The 18,039-nt window shown below is 60.7% G+C and carries 13 protein-coding genes; 4 read left to right on the forward strand and 9 right to left on the reverse strand.

Features of this window, described 5'->3' with window-relative positions; translation table 11 throughout:
• Positions 1-7: 7 nt before the first annotated feature.
• The gene (ytfE, locus tag QZ511_RS04345) at positions 8-676 is read right to left on the reverse strand and encodes an iron-sulfur cluster repair protein YtfE (RefSeq protein ID WP_295799488.1); all 669 of its coding nucleotides are present in this window, start codon (positions 674-676) and stop codon (positions 8-10) included.
• 171 nt (positions 677-847) lie between these two features.
• Between ytfE and QZ511_RS04350 the strand changes: the two genes are divergently transcribed.
• Both QZ511_RS04350 and QZ511_RS04355 read left to right on the forward strand, forming a co-directional pair.
• A complete protein-coding gene (locus QZ511_RS04350) occupies positions 848-1,309 on the forward strand; it encodes a YbaN family protein (protein ID WP_295799492.1) in 462 nt (153 codons plus the stop codon).
• Between the two features lie 2 nt (positions 1,310-1,311).
• On the forward strand, positions 1,312-1,758 hold the full coding sequence (locus tag QZ511_RS04355) for an Rrf2 family transcriptional regulator (RefSeq protein WP_295799495.1): 447 nt from the start codon (positions 1,312-1,314) through the stop codon (positions 1,756-1,758).
• 78 nt (positions 1,759-1,836) lie between these two features.
• Here QZ511_RS04355 and QZ511_RS04360 read toward each other — a convergent pair whose 3' ends face one another.
• Positions 1,837-2,445, reverse strand: coding sequence for a L,D-transpeptidase family protein (locus tag QZ511_RS04360; RefSeq protein ID WP_295799498.1), 609 nt, complete (start codon positions 2,443-2,445; stop codon positions 1,837-1,839).
• Positions 2,446-3,024: 579 nt separating this feature from the next.
• Positions 3,025-4,677 carry an alpha-amylase family glycosyl hydrolase gene (locus QZ511_RS04365; RefSeq protein WP_295799500.1) on the reverse strand — a complete coding sequence of 551 codons (1,653 nt, stop codon included), beginning with the start codon at positions 4,675-4,677 and terminating at the stop codon, positions 3,025-3,027.
• Positions 4,678-4,976: 299 nt separating this feature from the next.
• Here QZ511_RS04365 and QZ511_RS04370 point away from each other — a divergent pair, with 299 nt between their 5' ends.
• Both QZ511_RS04370 and QZ511_RS04375 read left to right on the forward strand, forming a co-directional pair.
• Positions 4,977-6,176, forward strand: a complete 1,200-nt coding sequence (locus QZ511_RS04370; protein WP_295799503.1) for a hypothetical protein — start codon at positions 4,977-4,979, stop codon at positions 6,174-6,176.
• A 10-nt stretch (positions 6,177-6,186) separates the two neighbouring features.
• Entirely contained in the window at positions 6,187-7,092 is a 906-nt protein-coding gene (locus QZ511_RS04375; RefSeq protein WP_295799506.1) for a hypothetical protein, read from the forward strand.
• Between the two features lie 16 nt (positions 7,093-7,108).
• Here the strand turns inward: QZ511_RS04375 and malT are convergent, their stop codons facing one another.
• The 6 genes from malT to QZ511_RS04405 all read right to left on the reverse strand — a co-directional run.
• Positions 7,109-9,835, reverse strand: a complete 2,727-nt coding sequence (gene malT, locus QZ511_RS04380) for an HTH-type transcriptional regulator MalT (protein ID WP_295799509.1) — start codon at positions 9,833-9,835, stop codon at positions 7,109-7,111.
• Between the two features lie 109 nt (positions 9,836-9,944).
• Positions 9,945-11,654, reverse strand: coding sequence for a glycoside hydrolase family 43 protein (locus QZ511_RS04385; protein WP_295799512.1), 1,710 nt, complete (start codon positions 11,652-11,654; stop codon positions 9,945-9,947).
• A gap of 21 nt (positions 11,655-11,675) precedes the next feature.
• Entirely contained in the window at positions 11,676-13,280 is a 1,605-nt protein-coding gene (locus tag QZ511_RS04390; RefSeq protein WP_295799514.1) for a DUF5597 domain-containing protein, read from the reverse strand.
• On the reverse strand, positions 13,270-15,063 hold the full coding sequence (locus tag QZ511_RS04395) for a glycoside hydrolase family 9 protein (protein WP_295799516.1): 1,794 nt from the start codon (positions 15,061-15,063) through the stop codon (positions 13,270-13,272). Before QZ511_RS04395 ends, QZ511_RS04390 begins: the two co-directional genes overlap by 11 nt.
• Before the next feature lie 44 nt (positions 15,064-15,107).
• Complete coding sequence (locus QZ511_RS04400) at positions 15,108-16,094, reverse strand: aldo/keto reductase (RefSeq protein WP_295799519.1); 987 nt, start codon at positions 16,092-16,094, stop codon at positions 15,108-15,110.
• Between the two features lie 28 nt (positions 16,095-16,122).
• Positions 16,123-18,039 (reverse strand): sialate O-acetylesterase (locus QZ511_RS04405; protein WP_295799522.1); only part of this gene is annotated, 1,917 nt, incomplete at its 5' end.

Consider the following 18,039-nt stretch of genomic DNA (forward strand, 5'->3'; position numbering starts at 1 on the left):
CGTGAACTTATGCGGCCAGGTGGCGCGCAAACAGAATGTCGTTTTCCAGTTGAATGTGTTTTTGCAGGTCGCGTGTGAACGCCTGCAGCCCCGTATAAAGTCCGCGCCAGCTGTTGCAGGCGCTGTCCGGCAGGGTGATGCCACCGGTGAGCGCGTCGATCTGCTCAATCGCGGCGGCGTGGTCGTCGTGCTCGCCCAGCATCACCCGGATGGGGCCGCCCGCCATGTCACCCTGTCCGCGGCACAGCATCGGGAACAGGATCATTTCTTCTTTCTGCATGTGCTGCTCCAGCTCTGCGGCCATGGTGCGCAGGTGATCGGCGAGGCCCTGCGGGCAGGCGGGGTGGTCGCCGTGGGTGTTTTCCACTTTCTGGGCGAGGTGGATCAGGTCCGCCAGTTGCCGGCGGTGGACCTGGTGGTAGCGCTGCAGCAGGTGCTCGACCAGTTCGCTGTCGCTGGCCTCGCGCCAGTCTTGCTCGCTTTTGACCACCGGCTGGGCGATGAGCGTGTGCAGTTCATCGAGTAACTGCTCCCGGTCGAGCGGGTGCTCGGCGAATACGTCCTGCAGTGTCTTGTTACCGTCGCAGCAGTATTGCAGGTCGTAGCGGTCGAACAGTGCAGCGGCACCGGGCAGTTCCCGGGCGAGTGTTGCGATGGGGATATCCAGAAGATCCATGGGTTCTCCTTGCGGGCCGCGCAGGGCGGTGGATGGTTAAAGGAGGTGGTGCTCGGTCATAAAGATGTATTTTATTTGCATCTTTTTCGGCAAGTGTACGCCTGGTTTTTAAAGATGTAAAATAAATACATGTTTGAGGCGCAACTGTACCGGGAGCCTATGGTGAATACGATGAAAGCCCCGTCATCCGGACAGGCGACGCCGGGTGGCTGCCCGGTGCGGAGTGTGACTCCGGGGCGCCGGCGGGTGTACGTGATCCTTGCCTGGTGCTGTGTATTGCTCGCCGCCCTGGGGGTGGTGCTGCCGCTGTTGCCGACCACGCCCTTCCTGCTTTGCGCCCTGTGGCTGAGCCTCAGGGGCGAGTCTGAGCTGGCGGAGTGGCTTGTGCGTCACCCGCGCTTCGGCCCACCCATACAGCGCTGGCAGCGGGAACGGAGCATTCCGCTGGGCAGCAAACGCCTGGTCACTGCACTGCTGCTGGTCAACTGGCTGGTGCTACTGGCGCTCGGCACCGATACACTGGTGTTGTTGCTGTCGGCGCTGCTGTTTTGCACGCTGCTGGTTTTTATCTGGCGTCTTCCGACTGCCAGTGCACTCGAGTCAGATCCGTCGATACCGGGGGGTCAGGAATAGTTATGCATATCACCCGTTATACCGATTACTCCCTGCGCATCCTGATTTATCTGGCGGCGAACGATGGCGAACTCTGCACCATTGGCGAGATCGCCAAGAGTTACGATATTTCCAAAAACCACCTGATGAAAATCGTGCAGGACCTCAGTGCCCGGGGATACTTGCTGGCGGTGCGCGGGAAGAACGGCGGACTCCGCCTGAACACGGAACCGAGCAATATCAATATCGGGGAGCTGGTGCGGCAGTTCGAGCAGGACAGCAAACTGGTGGAATGTTTCGGCAGCGGCAACCAGTGCGTGATCACCCCGGCCTGCCAGTTGAAAGCCATTTTTGCCGAGGCGATGGAAAGTTTTTTTGCCACCCTTGATCGCTATACCCTGGAAGATCTACTTGGGGGGAGCAAAAAGGAGACCGTGCGCGAGCTGCTGTTTATCAATGCGGCTTCTTGAAAAAAATACCCGCAAATAAAAAGGGCGGTCCTGTGGCCGCCCTTTTTGTTTTGGTCCGAAAAGCTTGCGCCCGAAAATTTAGTGCCGGATGGTGACCTTGGTACCCACCGGCGTATTCTCGTAAAAAATCTTCGCCATATGCCAGGGCAGGCGGATACAGCCATGGGATTCAGGGCGGCCGGTGACCTTGCCGGCATGCATGCCCACCGCACCGTTGACCCGCATGAAAAAGTCCATGGATGCGCCGCGGAAAACGGTGCCCGCGGGACGGCGGTCGCGGCGTACATCGACACTGGATTTGCGCACATAGCCGGCGCGGTCCACATAGTGGCCGAACAGGTTGGAGCGGTGGTCGATATCTTTTTCGGAAATGCGGAAGCTGCCGGTGGGAGTGCGATATCCGGCCACCCCCGTGGCAACCGGGGAAATACCGGCTAATTGACCGCCCTTGTAGTAGTAGGCGCGCTGCTCACTGAGGTCGATGATGATATGTGGCGAACCGCCAATCACATCCCGGCGCCACCAGGCGCTGCCATCGTGCATGGATCTGTGTTGCTGGTAGGGATAGGGATAATCACCGGCCTGCGCCGCTGGAGCAAAAGCCGCCGTTGCGGCCACTACCAGGCTGGCGCCGACAAGAATTTTTTTCACCAGGGTAGAACGATGTTGGGATCTGCCAAGTTGCATGCGTACCTCATCTGCTCTTGCGAGCCACTTGCAGGTTGGCGTGCACAGGGATCGCAGTGGATGCTGCAATTTTCCCGGTGGTAATTTCGGGGCGAGCGAGCCCCTGCACCGGATGTGCACAAACCTGACCTGTGAATTTCCCCAAAGCGACGCGCCGGTGTGTCCCGGATTGGTCGCGGGATGAGCCTGCCGCAGGCACCCTCAGAAGCGATGGCTTTGGCAAGTGAGTGGCATGGTAGGGTCGGGGTGTTGGCGCCTTTTACATTTAAATGGAATGAAGGGGCCGGGGGTTATTGCCGCTGGTGCGAATGGCTGGCGCGAATGGTGCGGGGCGCGGCAGTCGGTATTCTGGCGGGGGACGAGGCAAAAAAAAGGCCGGCTTGAGGGCCGGCCTGTATCAGTCCAGAAAGTCTGGAAAGCGTGCTTTGACGAGAGAGCAACAAATTGTGACGATCTTGTTGAGAGGCAACCTTTTGAGCGCGCCGGCTCGCACTGATTCCTGCCACTAAGAAAGTAACCCGGCGCCAACCTGCGGTTGCTGGCGCGGGCCTTATCGAATTTTTTTAAAACCTGCCTGTGTTATTTGCGGTAGAGCACCCGCGCGCCGGCCACCGGCAGCGCCAGTTCCGCACCCTGCACACTGCCCGCAAAGTCTGCCGGCGTGATGTCTTCGCTGCCGACAAATTTTTCCGGCAGGGCGTAACTGGCGGCTTCGTGGCCCAGGTTCAGGGCAACAAAATAGCTGCCCGCCGCGCTGGTGCGCTCAAATACCAGCAGCTCGTTGCCGGTGTCGATAATTTCCTGTGCGGCGGTGGCCAGTGCCGGGGCCTGGGCCTTGTGCCAGCCCAGCAGGGCGCGGAAGCGGCTCAGCATGGAGTGCTGATCGTCTTCCTGCAGGGAAACCGCCAGGTGGTAGTGCTCCTCTGCCACCGGCAGCCAGGGTTTTACCTTGGAGAAGCCGGCATTGATCTCGCCGCCGTTGAACCACGGCATGGGGGTGCGGCAGCCATCGCGGCCCTTGAACTCCGGCCACAGGTTGATGCCGTAGGGGTCCTGCAGATCCTCGAACGCCACATCCGCTTCCGGCAGGCCCAGCTCCTCGCCCTGGTACAGGCACACGCTGCCGCGCAGCATCAGCTGCATCAGCAGGAACAGCGGCGCGCGAGCCATGGCGGTTTCGCTGTCAAACCCTTTGTTCCAGCGGCTGAACGAACGCGGTACATCGTGGTTGGAGATGGACCAGCAGGGCCAGCCTTCCTCGATTACGCGGCGGTTCTTCGCCAGAGTGTCGCGCAGGAACTGCGCGCTGCAGTCCTCCGCCAGCAGGTCGAAGGAGTAGGCCATATGCAGGCGGTTTTCGGTGGTGTAGTCGGCCATGATCTTGTGGGTGTTGTCGTCGCCCACTTCGCCCACGGTCACACTGTCCGGGTACTGCTCCAGCAGGGCGCGCACACGCTGCAGGAACTCCAGGTTTTCCGGCTGCGACTTGTCGTAGATGTGCCACTGGTACTCGTAGCTGTTTACCGGCGGCAGGCCGTTCTTGTCCAGCTTCACCGGGCGCGCCGGGTTGTCCTGCAGGGAGCGGTTGTGGAACGCGTGGTTGATCGCGTCCAGGCGGAAACCGTCGACGCCGCGGTCGAGCCAGAATTTGAGATCGGCCAGCAGCTGCTCCTGGACTTGCGGGTTGTGCAGGTTGAGGTCCGGCTGCTCCTTGAGGAAGTTGGTCAGGTAGTACTGGCGGCGGCGGGTGCACCAGCGCCAGGCGCTGCCGCCGAAGTTGGACATCCAGTTGTTGGGCGCCGAGCCGTCTTCCTTGGCGTCGGCCCACACATACCAGTCGGACTTGGGATTGTCGCGGTTCTGGCGGCTCTCCTCGAACCAGGGGTGCTGGTCGGAGGTGTGGCTCAGGATCTGGTCGATGATGACCTTGAGACCGCGTTCGTGTGCGCCCTGGATTACCCGGTCGAAATCCGCAAGGTTGCCGAAGATCGGGTCCACATCGCGATAATCGGATACATCATAGCCAAAGTCGGCCATGGGGGACTTGAAGAATGGCGAGATCCAGATGGCATCCACGCCCAGGGATTTGACGTAATCCAGCTTCTGGCAGATACCCTGCAGGTCGCCGATGCCGTCGCCGTTGGCGTCGCAGAAACTGCGGGGGTAAATCTGGTAGATAACGCTGTTGCGCCACCACTCCCCGTTGTTGGTGCTGATGGGATTACCGCTCATGCCTTGAGTCCGTTTGGATACTTATTAGGTTAGGGTCAGTATGGCGGCGCCGGTGGTGCCTTGCCTCCTCCCCGGAAGGGGGGGAGGGGCAGGAGACGCGGCTTTACGTATGGGTGGTGACCAGCTGTTCACAGTCTTGTCTGGCGGCCACCGGGTGGAGGCGCGGGGATGGCAGGCGTCCCGGATCTGCCCGTACAGGTGGTACTGACGTGCTCGCAATAATCCTTGAAGCACATTTTAGCGCTCTTTAGGATTCCAGGTTCCTTCACAGATGGATCTGAAAAAACGCAAGGAATCGCATGAGTACCCCGCAAACGGCTGTAAAAACCTCTCCGCAAAACTCGCCCCAGTCCTATCCATTGATCGCCGGACAGCGCGCCGGAAAGCGCATCAGCTGCACGCCCGAGCTGAAGCCGGTCTACGACCGCTTGCTACAGGCCGCCAACCGCAACCACCACTGGGCGCGGATTGCGGTAAAAGAGTTGAATGCGTTGACCACCGGCATGCTCGGTAAAAATAACGTGTATGTGCGGCCTGGTGAGCATCAGCGTGGCTGCGGTAGCGAGAAGTACTATGTGTTTCTGCCCGGTTTGAAGGCGACGGTAGTGCGTTGGATCAATGACCAGTTTTGCATTACTGAGCTGGTGATGGATGAAAACTATTATGAAGTGGTCAAGAACGGAAGCGACTTCAAACGAATGGGACTTTATAGGACCTCAAAAGGAAGGGTCGAGGGTAGTTGGGATCTTGAGTATGTGAAAGATGGTGCAATTTTAGGGGATAGTGATCGCGTGGTAAGCATTGCAGATGCAAAATGTGCATCTGCCGGGGATGCCGCGAGAAAAAGCCTTGAAGCAGTATGGGATTTTTTAGGTAATAACAAGTCTGGCGTTCGTAACGGGGGCTTTGATTTACACTTCACTCCAGGCCCCAATCGCTTGGGAGGACTGGTCCAATACAACGCTCTGACCATAAACGATAGCCGTGGCTCGGCGGTACATCTTGCGTCGAGTATGGAGCGAGCGCGCAGTATACAGAATGTGTGCTGGGTGGCGGACTTTGGTGGGTCTGCGGTGTTAACTCAGGCGATGCAGATACTGGTCGACAAAGGGGTGTCGCTGAAAGGTCATACGGTTTATTTTCACAAACCACGGACTTCACCAGCGAGAGCGCTTAAATTAGCTCACACGCTGGATTTAACTTTAAACGAAAGATTTGCTAACACAGGCTATAGTGTTTCCGGAGCTCTCAGTCAGTTTTCTGTGGCGGGCGTGCGCATTCGAAACAGAAAGGACCCGTATAACAGAGGGCATCATGCAAGCAACTGGTTTAAAGGGGCTGTTGCAGTTTCCACTCCTATTGGAGTGGCTGCCGCATTAACTGGAGGATCAGCTGGCGTGATTATGGGCGGTATTGCGACGGTGATTGGTGGTTCTGGTGTGGTCTACTCGGTTGGCCAGAGTGTGGCGCAGGATATGCGTCGTCGCTTTAAATTTTAAAGGGTGAGGTATGCGAAATTTTTTGAAGTATCCTCCAGTTGAATTGCGAGCTCGAAATGAATATTGCACTCCCGAAGGGCCTGGCTTCAGGTTAGCGCCTCAGGAGCACATAAAATTAGGTGGAAGCTATATCCAGCTTAAGTTGCCTCGTCATCGTCCTCGGCATTCAGCGGTTCGCGGTGAAAGTATCCCTTACGGGCAAGATGTTCTGATAGATAATGATTTGTCTCATTATCCTCTTCGCACCATGGCAAATGACTGCTGGGGCAGTATTGGGTTGCTGGGTAGAATGTGGGCCTTTTATGGGCCGTGGATGACTGGCTGCAAAGGCGAGCTAAGCCTGAGTATGTCAGTGATAGGTCGCTTTGAAGATTTTGCTTTTGATAAAATTTCCTTTTTTAACCCGAAAGCATTTGAGGCAGTATTAGTACGTTACCTGAATGATCGTTACGGCCACAAGAACTGGGAAGATGATATGGCCCATATTCCTCGTTATTACGGCCCCATTGACTGGCAAAGTCACACACATCTTCCTGTTCCGAGCGCTAGCTTTAAGATCTATAGGCGAGGTGAGGATGTTGGCGATCTTGCACTTCCTGATTGGTTGTTTGTCTTCCCAATCACCGAAAAGTACTTTGTAGAGGTCTGCTTCGCTCAGGAATTTTACAGCTGGGACGAGAAGGGCGATGTGGCCTTCGACACAGGTCCACTCCAGGAGCTTCAGGACAAAATTTTCAACAGCATCACGCTGGAACTTGGCCCGGAAACCCAGGCCAAAGTCGACCAGATACAAGCCGAAGTCGGCAACATGCAGCTCTGCAAAGAATTTGCCCCCCTGAAATGGCCCACCAATATCTATCCGCCGGAGCCAACTGAAGCTCCGGAAATTCAGAAATCCCTGAAAGCCGGTTATTAAAACCGGCTTTGCTGTATCAGGGCTTGTCCTGCACCGAGCGCAGCAGCTGCTCCGCCAGCGCAATCGCCTGCTGGCGATCCTTTACATCCAGCTTCTGGTACAGGCTGCGGATATGGGTCTTGATGGTGCTCGGCGCCACCTTGAAGTGGCGGGCGATGCGCTCGTTGGACAGGCCGGAGTGAATGGCATTCAGCACTTGCCACTCCCGCGGGGTCAGCGGGGAGTGGCGCAGGAAGTCGGGCACCGCATCGCTGGCGAGAATCTCGCGCACGATGGTCTCATCCAGTTCAATGCGGATGCCGCCCCCCAGTTCCGGCTGCTGCTGCGCCAGTTTGATCAGCTGCTGGGCCTTTTCCGCGCGGGCCTCGTCCAGGGCCAGTTCCCCGGTCTCTTCCAGCGCGGCCTTCAATATCACGATCAGCGGTTTGCCCACCTGCAGGAAGCTGGCGGTGAGGTCGCTCTCGAGCATGATGGCGAGTGCTGCCTTGATATGATGCAGTGCCTGTTCGCGGCGCTCACGCAGCCACGCCAGGTGGGCGGCGAGCACCAGGTTGCGCAGCTGGTCGGTGACCAGGCCGCACTCTTCCGCCAACTGTTGCAGGCGGCTGAACAGGCGGTTGGCATCGGACCAGCGGTGCAGTGAGATCAGCGCGCGCACGTGGTTGCGGCCGTGGCACTGCTCGAAGTGGTTGCTGGGGCGGTCGGCCACCGGCTCCGCCTGTTCCTGCCAGGTGGCAATGGCCTCGAAGTTTTCCAGTGCCCGCCATACGCGCATGCGCGCGGAGTCGGCGTTGGCCACCCAGTCGCGATGGTAGCTTTCTCCCGCCAGCAACTGGTCGACACGCTCCAGCCACTCCAGGCTCTCGTCCTTGTCGCCGCGCGCCAGCGCGACTTTCAGCAACAGGGTGTATTCCGGCAGCAGCCAGCGCTCGCCCATCTTGCGGTTGATCTGCATACCGCGGCGCGCGGATTCCGCGGCGCCATCCAGGTCGCAGGCCTCCCACTGCAGCTGTCCTTTCAGACGGTAGATGAATTCGGAGATAGGGAGGCCCACCAGGTGGTGGTCTTCCACCAGGCGCTGGGCGCGGGCCTGCAGTGCGGCGGCTTTCTTCAGCAATCCCTTGGCAAAGGCAATTTCGGTCTGCTGGCACTGGGCCCAGGCAGCGCTGGGGATATCCTGGCGTGCGAGGGTGGCCTGTTCGACCGCTTCCATATTGAGCATGGCCTGATCCAGCTCGCCCAGGCAGAAGCTGGTTTCGCCGATTACCAGCTGTGCGGCGATGCGCTCGCTGTCGCTGTCTGGCGACAGCAGCTCCAGGGCCTCGGTGGCGTACTCCTTGGCCTTGAGAATCTGCCCCTTGGCCACGGAAACCTGTGCGCGCATGGCGGCGAAGGCGCCTTCGTACGCCTGCCAGTGCTCGGGGGATTCCCGCTGCAGCCAGCTTTCGGCGGTCGCCAGCAGCTTGTTGCAGCGTTCGTAATCAAAGCTGTCGCGAGCGAGGCGCGCCGCCAGCAGGGTAAACGGGGCGTGGCGCTTGAGCTGGTCTTCGCCGAGCCAGCTGAGGCTGTCGTTGAGCACCCGGAACTGCCCTTCGCGCAGGAACTGCTCCCCCTGTTCGTCGAGCAGTCTGCGCACCCGCTCGCGGTCTTCCGCCGCCAGGGCGTGACGCAGGGCCTCCAGTGGTTGCCCGAGTTCCTGCCAGGTGTCGCTGGCGGTCTGGTGCAGTTTGGTCAGTTCGTCGCCGTCGCCGAGCTGGCGCTGCAGGAAGCGCGCGAATACCGGGTGGAAGCGGAACCACTGGCGGCTGGAGTCCTGGGCCTGCAGGAACAGGCCGCGGCTGGCGGCCAGTTCCAGTTGTTGCTGGCCGCTGCTCTGGCCGCTGAGGCGCTCCGCCAGCAGGCCGTTCACCCGGGTGAGGATGGAAGTGCGCGCCAGCAGCTGGCGCAGATCCGGGTCCAGGCGCTCCAGCACTTCTTCCGCCAGGTAATCGAGGATATGGCCGTGGCCCTGCTCCAGTTCGCCCAGGTAGCGGTCCACTTCCTCGCGGTTGCGTACCGACAGCGCAAACATCTGGATCGCCGGCGGCCAGCCTTCCGAGAGCTGGTGCAGTTGGGCCACGCGGTCGCTGCCGAGGGTGAATGGCAGGCGGCGGGCGAGCAGCTGGGTGGTCTCCTCGGTGGTGAGGGCGAGGTCCTCGCTACTGAGTTCGAGCAAGCGACCCTGCAGTCGCAGTGCGCCGAGTCCCAGTGGTGGCTGGCTGCGGCTGGTGATGACCACGCCGATGCCTGCGGGCGCGTGGCGCAGCAGGAAGCGGGTGGCGTCGTGGATTTCCGGGTTGTCGATCTGGTGGTAGTCGTCGAGGACGATGCGCAGCTCACTGGGCAACTGGCGCAGTTCAGCCAGCAGCTGGCTGATCACCAGCGCGGGATCCGGCATCTGCTGGGCCGCGAGCATCTTGCGGGTTTCCGGGACGCCGTTGCCGGTGGCCCGGTGCACACTCTCCACCAGATAGCGGCAGAACTGGCCGGGTTCGTTGTCACCACTATCCAGTGACACCCAGGCCACGGGGTTGTCCTGTTCTGACGCCCAGGAGGCCACCAGGGTGGTCTTGCCGTAGCCGGCGGGGGCGGTCACCAGCAACAGCTGGTCACTGGTGCTCTGTTCCAGCAGCGACAGCAGACGCGGACGCTGCAGGGTGTGTTCGGGGCAGTCGGGAAGGCTGTACTTGGAGGCTAGAAGCATGGCTCGGACCGGTTCTGCGGGCTGTCAGAATACTATTGGCACAATTGTACAACCATAGTGTGCCCTGCCGCCGCCTCCCGGGCGTCCTCCCCATGGGGGGAGGACCTGTTCAGGGCTTGCCGTAGGCGTGAACGCCGATCAGGGTGCCGACAAAGCCCCCGGCGTGCTCGGTGCTGAGAATGCGGCCGTCCGCGTCCAGCAGTAGTGGTTGCCAGGGTTTGCCGTCCTCGCGGAAGTGGAAATCGTAGGCCCCGTCGCGGGCGCGGATCCGCAGCTGCAGGTCGAGCGGGGTGTCGTTGGCGCTATCCAGACTGCGGCGGGCGATGACGTCACCCTGCGGGTCGGGCGTGCCGTCCCGTCGGCGCACCTGCAGCTCCGCCTTGCCCGCCGCCCCGTGCACCACCCCAAAGAAGTAGAAGTGCTCGCTGTTCTGGAACACGGCCATGCCGGCGCGGGCACCTGGCACCTGTGGTGCGAAATGCAGCCGGGTGCTGGCGCTGGCGGCAAGGTGCTGCTGGCGGCGGCCGAGAAACGCCGGGTTGCCGGTGTCACCGAGCGCGACGTCCGCGGCGGTGAGTTGCAGGCTGCCCGGGGCGCGCTCGAGGTTGTACCAGGGCTTGGTGCCGGGGCTGCGCAGTTGCAGCCAGTGCTGCGGCAGTTGCGGCTGGTCGAATTCTTCCCGTCGGGTAAAGTTGCCGCTGAGTGGCAGCGGCGGTTCCGCTTGCCGCGGCAGCGCAGGGCGCTCGGCAACATAGGGAACCCGGTCGTCGCCCCGGGTAATGACCGGCCAGCTGTCCTGCCAGCGCACCGGCAGCAGAAAGGTTTCGCGGCCGGTGTTGTAGTAGTTGTCCGCATAGGGACGCACGCCGAGGAAAATCGCCCACCAGTCGCCGCTGCCGTCCTGCACGAAATCCGCGTGGCCCACCGAGGTCACCGGATTTTCCCGCGCCGGGTCCAGGTGCCGCTGGGTGAGAATCGGGTTCTGCTCCCAGGGAGCAAAGGGACCGAATGGCGAGTCCCCTTTAAATACCACTTGCGAGTGATTGACACTGGTGCCGCCCTCGGCGGCAATCAGATAGAGCTGGCCATTCCTGCGCAGCAGGTGCGGCCCCTCGATCCATACCGGTTGCTGCGCCAGGTCGACACCGCCATTGACGATCTGTTTGCGCGGGCCGATCAGTTGCAGGTTTTTCGCATCGAATTCCTGCACCCAGATAGCGCGGTGGCCGTCGTACAACGGCTGGCCTTCAGGCGCATCGTTATTGACGATATAGGCGCGGCCGTCGTCGTCAAAAAACAGCGACGGGTCTATGCCGCCCATTTGTGGCAGCCACACCGGGTCGGACCAAGGGCCCGCGGGATTTTTTGCGGTGACCACAAAGTTACCGCCGCAATCCACGCAGGTAGTGACAAGGTAAAAGGTGCCTGCGTGATAGGAAATGGCGGGGGCAAATATACCGCGGGAAATACCGAGGCCGGAGAAATCCAGTTGCTGCGGGCGATCGATCACATTGCCAATCTGGGTCCAGTTCACCAGGTCGCGACTGTGAAATACCGGAATTCCCGGGAAATGTGCAAACGAGGAATTGACCAGGTAATACTCTTTGCCTACCTGGACCACACTCGGGTCGGGGTAGTAGCCGGCGAGAATGGGGTTGCGGTATTCGTCGTCGCCAATGGGCTGCGCAAAGGTTGGATCCTCGCCGCGGTACTCGAACCAGTCGAACCTGGCCACAACGGAAGCCCTGTCGGCAGCTGTGGCGACACTGCACAGCGCCGCAAGCAACGGCGCGAGAATTTTTACCGAATACGCTTTCATCTGGCCTGGCTCCTGTGATGCTCAGTAGCGATAAAGCTTGAGTAGCTGTACTTCCCAGCTGTCGTTGGCGATGCGCAGGTGTCGGCCCTGGTGACTCTGGTCGCCATTCAGGCGCCGCCCGGGCACCCAGTCGCCATTTTCAAACCGGCCCTCGGAAATACGGTCGATACCGGCGCGTCCTTCCGGGTGCGCAAAGGTCAGCACCACGCCGGTGCCGGCAACCACAAACTCTTCTTCGTCCACCTGGATGATGGTCGCGGCCGCTTCCGGCCAGGTATCGTCGTCAGCGCCGGCTGACCAGCCCAGGGTCAGTTCGTGGCGGGCGGTAAACTGGTAGCCGCCGAGGGTGAACTGCATTTCCGGGTTTTCCTTGCTCAACCAGACTCCGGTACGGGGCGCGTCGGAGGCGGTAATGCCATCGCGGATTTGACGGATCAGTTGATAGCTGCGGCCCAGATTGCGCGGCGCTTCGCCCTCGCCGGTTTCGATGGAAAAGGGCGAGAAGCCGAGGGTGTTGTAGCGGCCGAAGGCGTACAGGGCCTTGGCGCCGACGTTGGCATCGAAACGGATCTCCGGAATCAGCAGCGGATCGCCCTGGCGGGTGTAGCGGTCATTCCAGTACTGGAAGCGCGGGTTGTATAAATCCGGTACCAGCAGATCGATATGCGGCGCGCCCGCCTTCCAGATATCCATCAGGTGGGGCAGGGGGCCGCCGCTGGGGTAGTCACCCGGGGCGACGCCCGGGCGGTTGAGTGCCGCGTTGACGAACATGGGTAGCGCGTACTCCGCCTTGCCGGCGGCAGCCACCGCATCCGCGTAGCGCGCGAAATGCCACGCGGTAAACACTTCCTCGGCAGCCTTGTCGCTACCAAATATTTCCGCCCAGCTGCCGCGCCGGCGACCGCCGTTTCGCTGCCACATTGTGCGCAGTTCCGGTTCCAGTTTTTCCCGGTGTTCCACCAGGTATTGCATCAGGGAATCGGGCACCGGGCTATTGAACGCGGCGTCCGCCAGCGGGTGGTGATCGCGGGCACTGGGCAGCATGCCGATTTCGTTTTCCACCTGCACCATCAGTACCGTGTGGTGGCGTCCGTCGATCTTTTTCACAAAGCGCAGCAGCTCGCCAAAGGCATTCCGATCGGCCGTCAGGTTGCTCGGGCTGAACGGGGTGAGGATTTCCTGGGGTTCACCGGACTCGCTCTGCGCCCGCGGGAAACGTTCGCTGTCGCGCTTTACCCACGAGGGTACGTAGCAGGACATGCTGTTTTTCCAGCTGCCGAACCACAGCAGTACCAGCTTCAGGTCTTCCTTGCGGGCGCGCTCGATCAGGTCGCGCACCAGGGAAAAATCGAACTGCCCTTCCTGTGGTTCCACCAGCTCCCAGTATACCGGCACCAGCAGAGTGTTGAGGTGCATTGCCTTGGCCTTTGGCCACACGGCTTCCATATAACCGAGACTGGAAGCCGTGGAGTTGCCCAGCTCGCCGCCTAGGATCAGAAAGGGTTCCTTGTCCACCCGCAGGCGGGACTGGTCGGAGTCCGTATCCAGTGTCGGGAGCGCAATGCTGCACAGTGGGACGGCGAGCAGTGCCCCCAGAGTGAGGAGTTTGAATTTGTTAATCAACATCACGGGCATTTTCCTGTAGCGCGTTCAGGCCATTGGCCAGATACGCCAGCGGCGCATTCCAGTTGATGGCAATTTCATTGCTGGCATAGCTGCACTGGGTATCCGAATAGGATTCGTCGGCCACATCGCTCGGGTATTCACAGTCGTCCTGTTGTCCGGGGTTGGGGCCGCCGACGAGAAAGCCGGGCAGTGGCGGCAGGTCGGGGCGCGCGGCGGCGAGGCGATGGTGGGGGTGTTGCGGCGTGTGGTGACCGAAACCGGTAACGAAAGAGTAGCCGGTGGCGTTGCGCCCCAGCAGGTAATCGAGGGTGTCCTGGGCACTGCGCAGAAAAGATGCGTCGCCGCTCAAGCGGTAGGCCTCGATAAACAAAATACCCTGGTTGGCCGCCACCGCATTGCTGCCCCAGACAAAAAGGTGGGGATCACTGCCGATAGCGACGCGGTAGGGTGAAGAATGACTGGATGTGCGCAGTTGCGCGGCCGCGGTCAACAGCTGTTGTTCCAGCGCATCGAGGGAGTCACTGTTCACTCTCTGCAGTGCATCTCTATGCAACAGCAGAGAATAAAGACCCAGCCACTTTACCTGTGACCAGCTAGGCAGCAGGTATTGATTGTCGGTATTTTCCAATACCTGGCCAAAGCGGCTATCCCCGGTACTGATCAACAGTTCCGCCGCTGCCCAGATGCGCTCGTCATCGAGGAGTTCGTCGCCGTAAGTACCGGTGCCAATATCCGGGTCGAAGTGTTTGTTGAGTTCTGACTGGCGATAGCGGATATCGGGATTTTCTTGTGCCCACTGCCAGGCGCTCTGCGCCGCCCGCAAATACTGGCTGGACTGCGCCGGCTGAAATGGCCTGTACACCCTCGCCGCCTGCGCCATCACCGCGGCGAAGTCGAGGGTAGCGGCAGTGGTTTTCTGGACAACGTAGCGTTGTGCCCGCGCCTGGTCCGCTGCCACCATGCCCTCAAAGCTGGCGGTGGTAAGCTTGTGATAGACACCGCCGTCCACCGGGTCCTGCATTGCCGCGAGCCACTCCAGGTTGTACTGCACTTCGTCGAGAATATCCGGTAGCCCATTGCCGGCCTCGGGAATATCCAGCGCCTGCGCGACAAAATATTGCGGAAAGCGCTCGAACGCGCTCATCAGCGTGCCCATGGTGATGCCGCTGTTGACCACATACTTGTTGTAGTCGCCGGCGTCATACCACCCTTTGGATGCCGAGATCAGGCTGCCCGTCGGGCGGCTAGCGGTTGCGGCGGAAGCGTGCACCTGAACCTGGTTGTCGGGGTGCCCCGCCGCCCGCGCCCAGATGCCCGCGTGCTCCTCGCCAAGTGCGCTGGAGGCGCGCTGAAAGTAAAACGCCGTCAGACTCGCCGCCGCGAGATCCCGGTAAACCTCTTGCTGAATACGAAACGGGTGCGAACGAGCGGCACCCGCGACCTCCAGGTAATAATTTCCGGGCCGGGACAGACGAGAAAACTCCGCGATCCAGCTCGACTTTCCCGACCAGGTCTTTTCATCGGCGCGCTGTAGTTTGCCAGTGAAAACCTGTTTGCCCGTCTGCGCGTCGACTACGGAAAAACCTGTGGCATCGTCCACCGCGAGAATTACGGCAATTTTCTTCGCCCCGGGCGGAAACCCGAGCTGGTTGAGGCGTATATTTTCGGCAGCACTGCTTTGCTGCAGTTTCGGAGCCGGAACCGCGGAGATAACCGGCGAAGCGGCTAGCGGGTTTGTCAGCAACGCAGAAAGTACAGCGAATTGCCCGATCGTTTGTTTCATGGCCACTGGTTTGCTCCCTGCGGTTGCTGATGTTTTGGTTCAGGTCAAATATCGCCGCGAATATGTGAACGCACTTCGCCGCGATAGAATTCTGCAAGCTGTTTGTGCAGCGCTGAATCCAGCGCCGGCCGCTCGGAGGCTGCAGCGTTGCCGGCAACCTGTTGCGGGCTGGACGCGCCAACGATGACGGTGGACACCGCCGGGTGGTCCAGAATCCAGCGCAGCGCCAGCGACGCCATATCGCTATCGCCTTGCTGCACACCGAGTATGCGACGCAGGTTTTCAACCAATTCCACGCCCTTGGCAAAGGGGATGCCGCCGAAGGTTTCCCCCACGGAAAAGGCGGCGCCGTCGCGGTTGTAGTTGCGGTGATCGCTGCTATCGAAGCGGGTATCCGCAGAGAACTTTCCAGACAGCAGTCCGGAGGCCAGTGGCAGACGCACGATAATCCCCACATTGTTTTCTGCTGCACGGTTCAGCAGCGCCTCCGCGGCGTCCTGTCGGAAAATATTGAAAATGATCTGCAGGGTGGCGAGGCCGGGCTGCTGCAGGCACAGATTCGCTTCGTCGATGGTTTCCACGCTGGCGCCCCAGTGGTGGATCAGGCCCTCGGCTTTCAGGGTTTCCATCCAGGAAAAAATGTCACCCTGTTGCAACACCGCCGGCGGCACGCAGTGCAGCTGCGCCAGATCCAGGGTTTTTACCCCCAGTCGCTGCGCGGATGCCGCGAGGCTCGCGCGCACACCGTCAAGGCTGTAGCCGTCCGGGTACAGGCTGGCGTCGCGGCCGACCTTGGTGGCCACAATCAGGCCGTCCGGCTTGTGGGTGAAGTCGCCGATACGCTGCTCGCTCATACCGCCACCGTAGACATCGGCAGTGTCCCAGAAGGTAATACCGCTTGCCGCGGCCGCCTCGAGAATTGCGCCGGCCCTGTCATCGGCCAGCGGACCGAAGTCACCACCCAGCTGCCAGCAGCCGAGCCCGATTTCGCTCACGTTAATGCCGGTTTTCCCCAATTTTCGCTTGTGCATGCGTTACCTCTACTGCAAAAAAATCTGGTTACTGTTTGAGAGACGTTTTAGCCGGAACAATTGTACCGGGCTTCGGTTGCTGGGTGCGAAAGGGCGCTGCGGGTAGCCCGGCACCGTTATACAGGTTGGCATCGATCGGATTGTCTGCCCAGGCGTAGCGCACTGCCCGGGGGCTCGGGATTGTTTCACTCCACACGGTCACCTGTTCGCCGTGGATTTCGGCTCGGGCGCGCACAAATTTTCCGTCGTCACCGGCAATGGCAAACCCCTGCAGGGACTGCGAACCTTTCGTGTCTTTGTTTTTACCCTTGCTGGCCGGATCCGCCGGGACTCCTGCATGCAGGCCGCCGTTGGTGTGGGCAAAAGAAAGTAGCACGCGGTTGTTGTCGAAACTGGCCGCTGCAAAGCGGGGGCCGGAGGCCACAATATCCTCGCGGCCGTATACCTGCTTGCGTGCCGCCAGAGCCAGCCGCTGCCCCACGGTCTTTTTGTCCAGCGGGTGGATGTCGTTCCATTCGCCGATATCGATCGCGACTGTCATCGCGGTATCCGGAAGTTGCAGCGCGCTGGCCTGGGCTTCGCGCAGTTCCGCCCAGGCACTTTCCTGCGGTTCTTCACTGGGCTCGAGGAAGTTTGCCAGCTGCACGAACAGGAGCGGCAGGCGTTCATTGCCGGTGGCACGCTTCCAGTGGCTGCGCCAGTCTTCGATCAGTGCGGGGAACAGGGTCTGGTATTCCTGTGCCCGCCCCACATTGGATTCCCCCTGATACCACAGCACGCCCTTCAATGCGTAATTGTGCAGCGGGTGCAGCATGGCGTTGTACAGGCCGCCGGGTTTCCAGCGCACAAAGGTCTGCCCAGCGAGCGTCGGCATTGCTGTGCCCACCCGGTACTGCCAGTCTCCACTGAGGTCCACCGTGTCACCGCTAACGGTGAGGCGGTAGGGCTTGTCCTGCACAAAACCGCCGCGGCCGCGTTCATTGACAATGCGGATCGCAATGGTGTTTTTCCCGGCCCGCAGCAGGCCGGCGGGCACCTGGTAACGCCGGCGCGGGTACAGGTAGGTGGTGTTGCCGACCTTGTGGCCATTTACGTAAGTGGTGTCGGCATCCACGATGCGCCCCAGCTCCAGCAACCCGGGTTGTGCCGCGAAAGACTCCGGCAGGGTGATTTCCTTGCGGAACCAGACCACGCCGTTCAGGGGTTCGGCGTCGCCGTCCATTTCTGCATTGTCTGCCCAGTAGCCGGGGACGGGCATGGAGTGCCAGTCCTCCGTTGCCAGGTCTGCGCCGTGCCAGAGCGGTTTGTCCTCTTTCCAGCCTGTGTCTTTGCTAGCGGCCATCGCGTACCACTGATCGATACGAGTGCTGTCCGCGCGCTGGATATCCTCGATCAGTTCGTCACTGGCAAAGCGGTGTTTTTCTTCCAGGTGAGTTGGAAATCGTTTCAGCGCGGCTTCACTCAACCAGGCTTCCGCCGGTGACCCGCCGAGGCTGCTGTTGATCAGCCCGATGGGTACCTGCTCGTCGCGCTGAATCTGCGCGGCAAAGAAATAGCCCACCGCACTAAAGTCCTGAATATTGTTCGCGGTGGCGGGCAGCCAGGCGCCCGCGGATATATCCGCTTGCGGGGCTTTGAAATCGTACCCCTGTGGCACCTTGAACTGGCGGATCAGGGGGTTGTCCACCTGTGCGAATTCTTCCGCGTAGTGAAAGGCAATGCGGCTGACCGGGTACTCCATATTGGATTGTCCGGAACACAGCCACACATCGCCCACCAGTATGTCGTCCAGGGCAATGGTGTTTTCTCCCCGGATGGTCATGCTGTAGGGGCCGCCCTGCGGCAGGTTTTCCAGGGTGATGGACCAGTCGCCGCTATCGCTGGCTTCGGTCTGGTAGTGCTCTCCGCGAAAGTCGACGCGCACGGCTTCACCGGCATCTGCCCA

It is taken from the genome of uncultured Microbulbifer sp., assembly GCF_913055755.1.
Taxonomy (GTDB): Bacteria; Pseudomonadota; Gammaproteobacteria; order Pseudomonadales; family Cellvibrionaceae; genus Microbulbifer.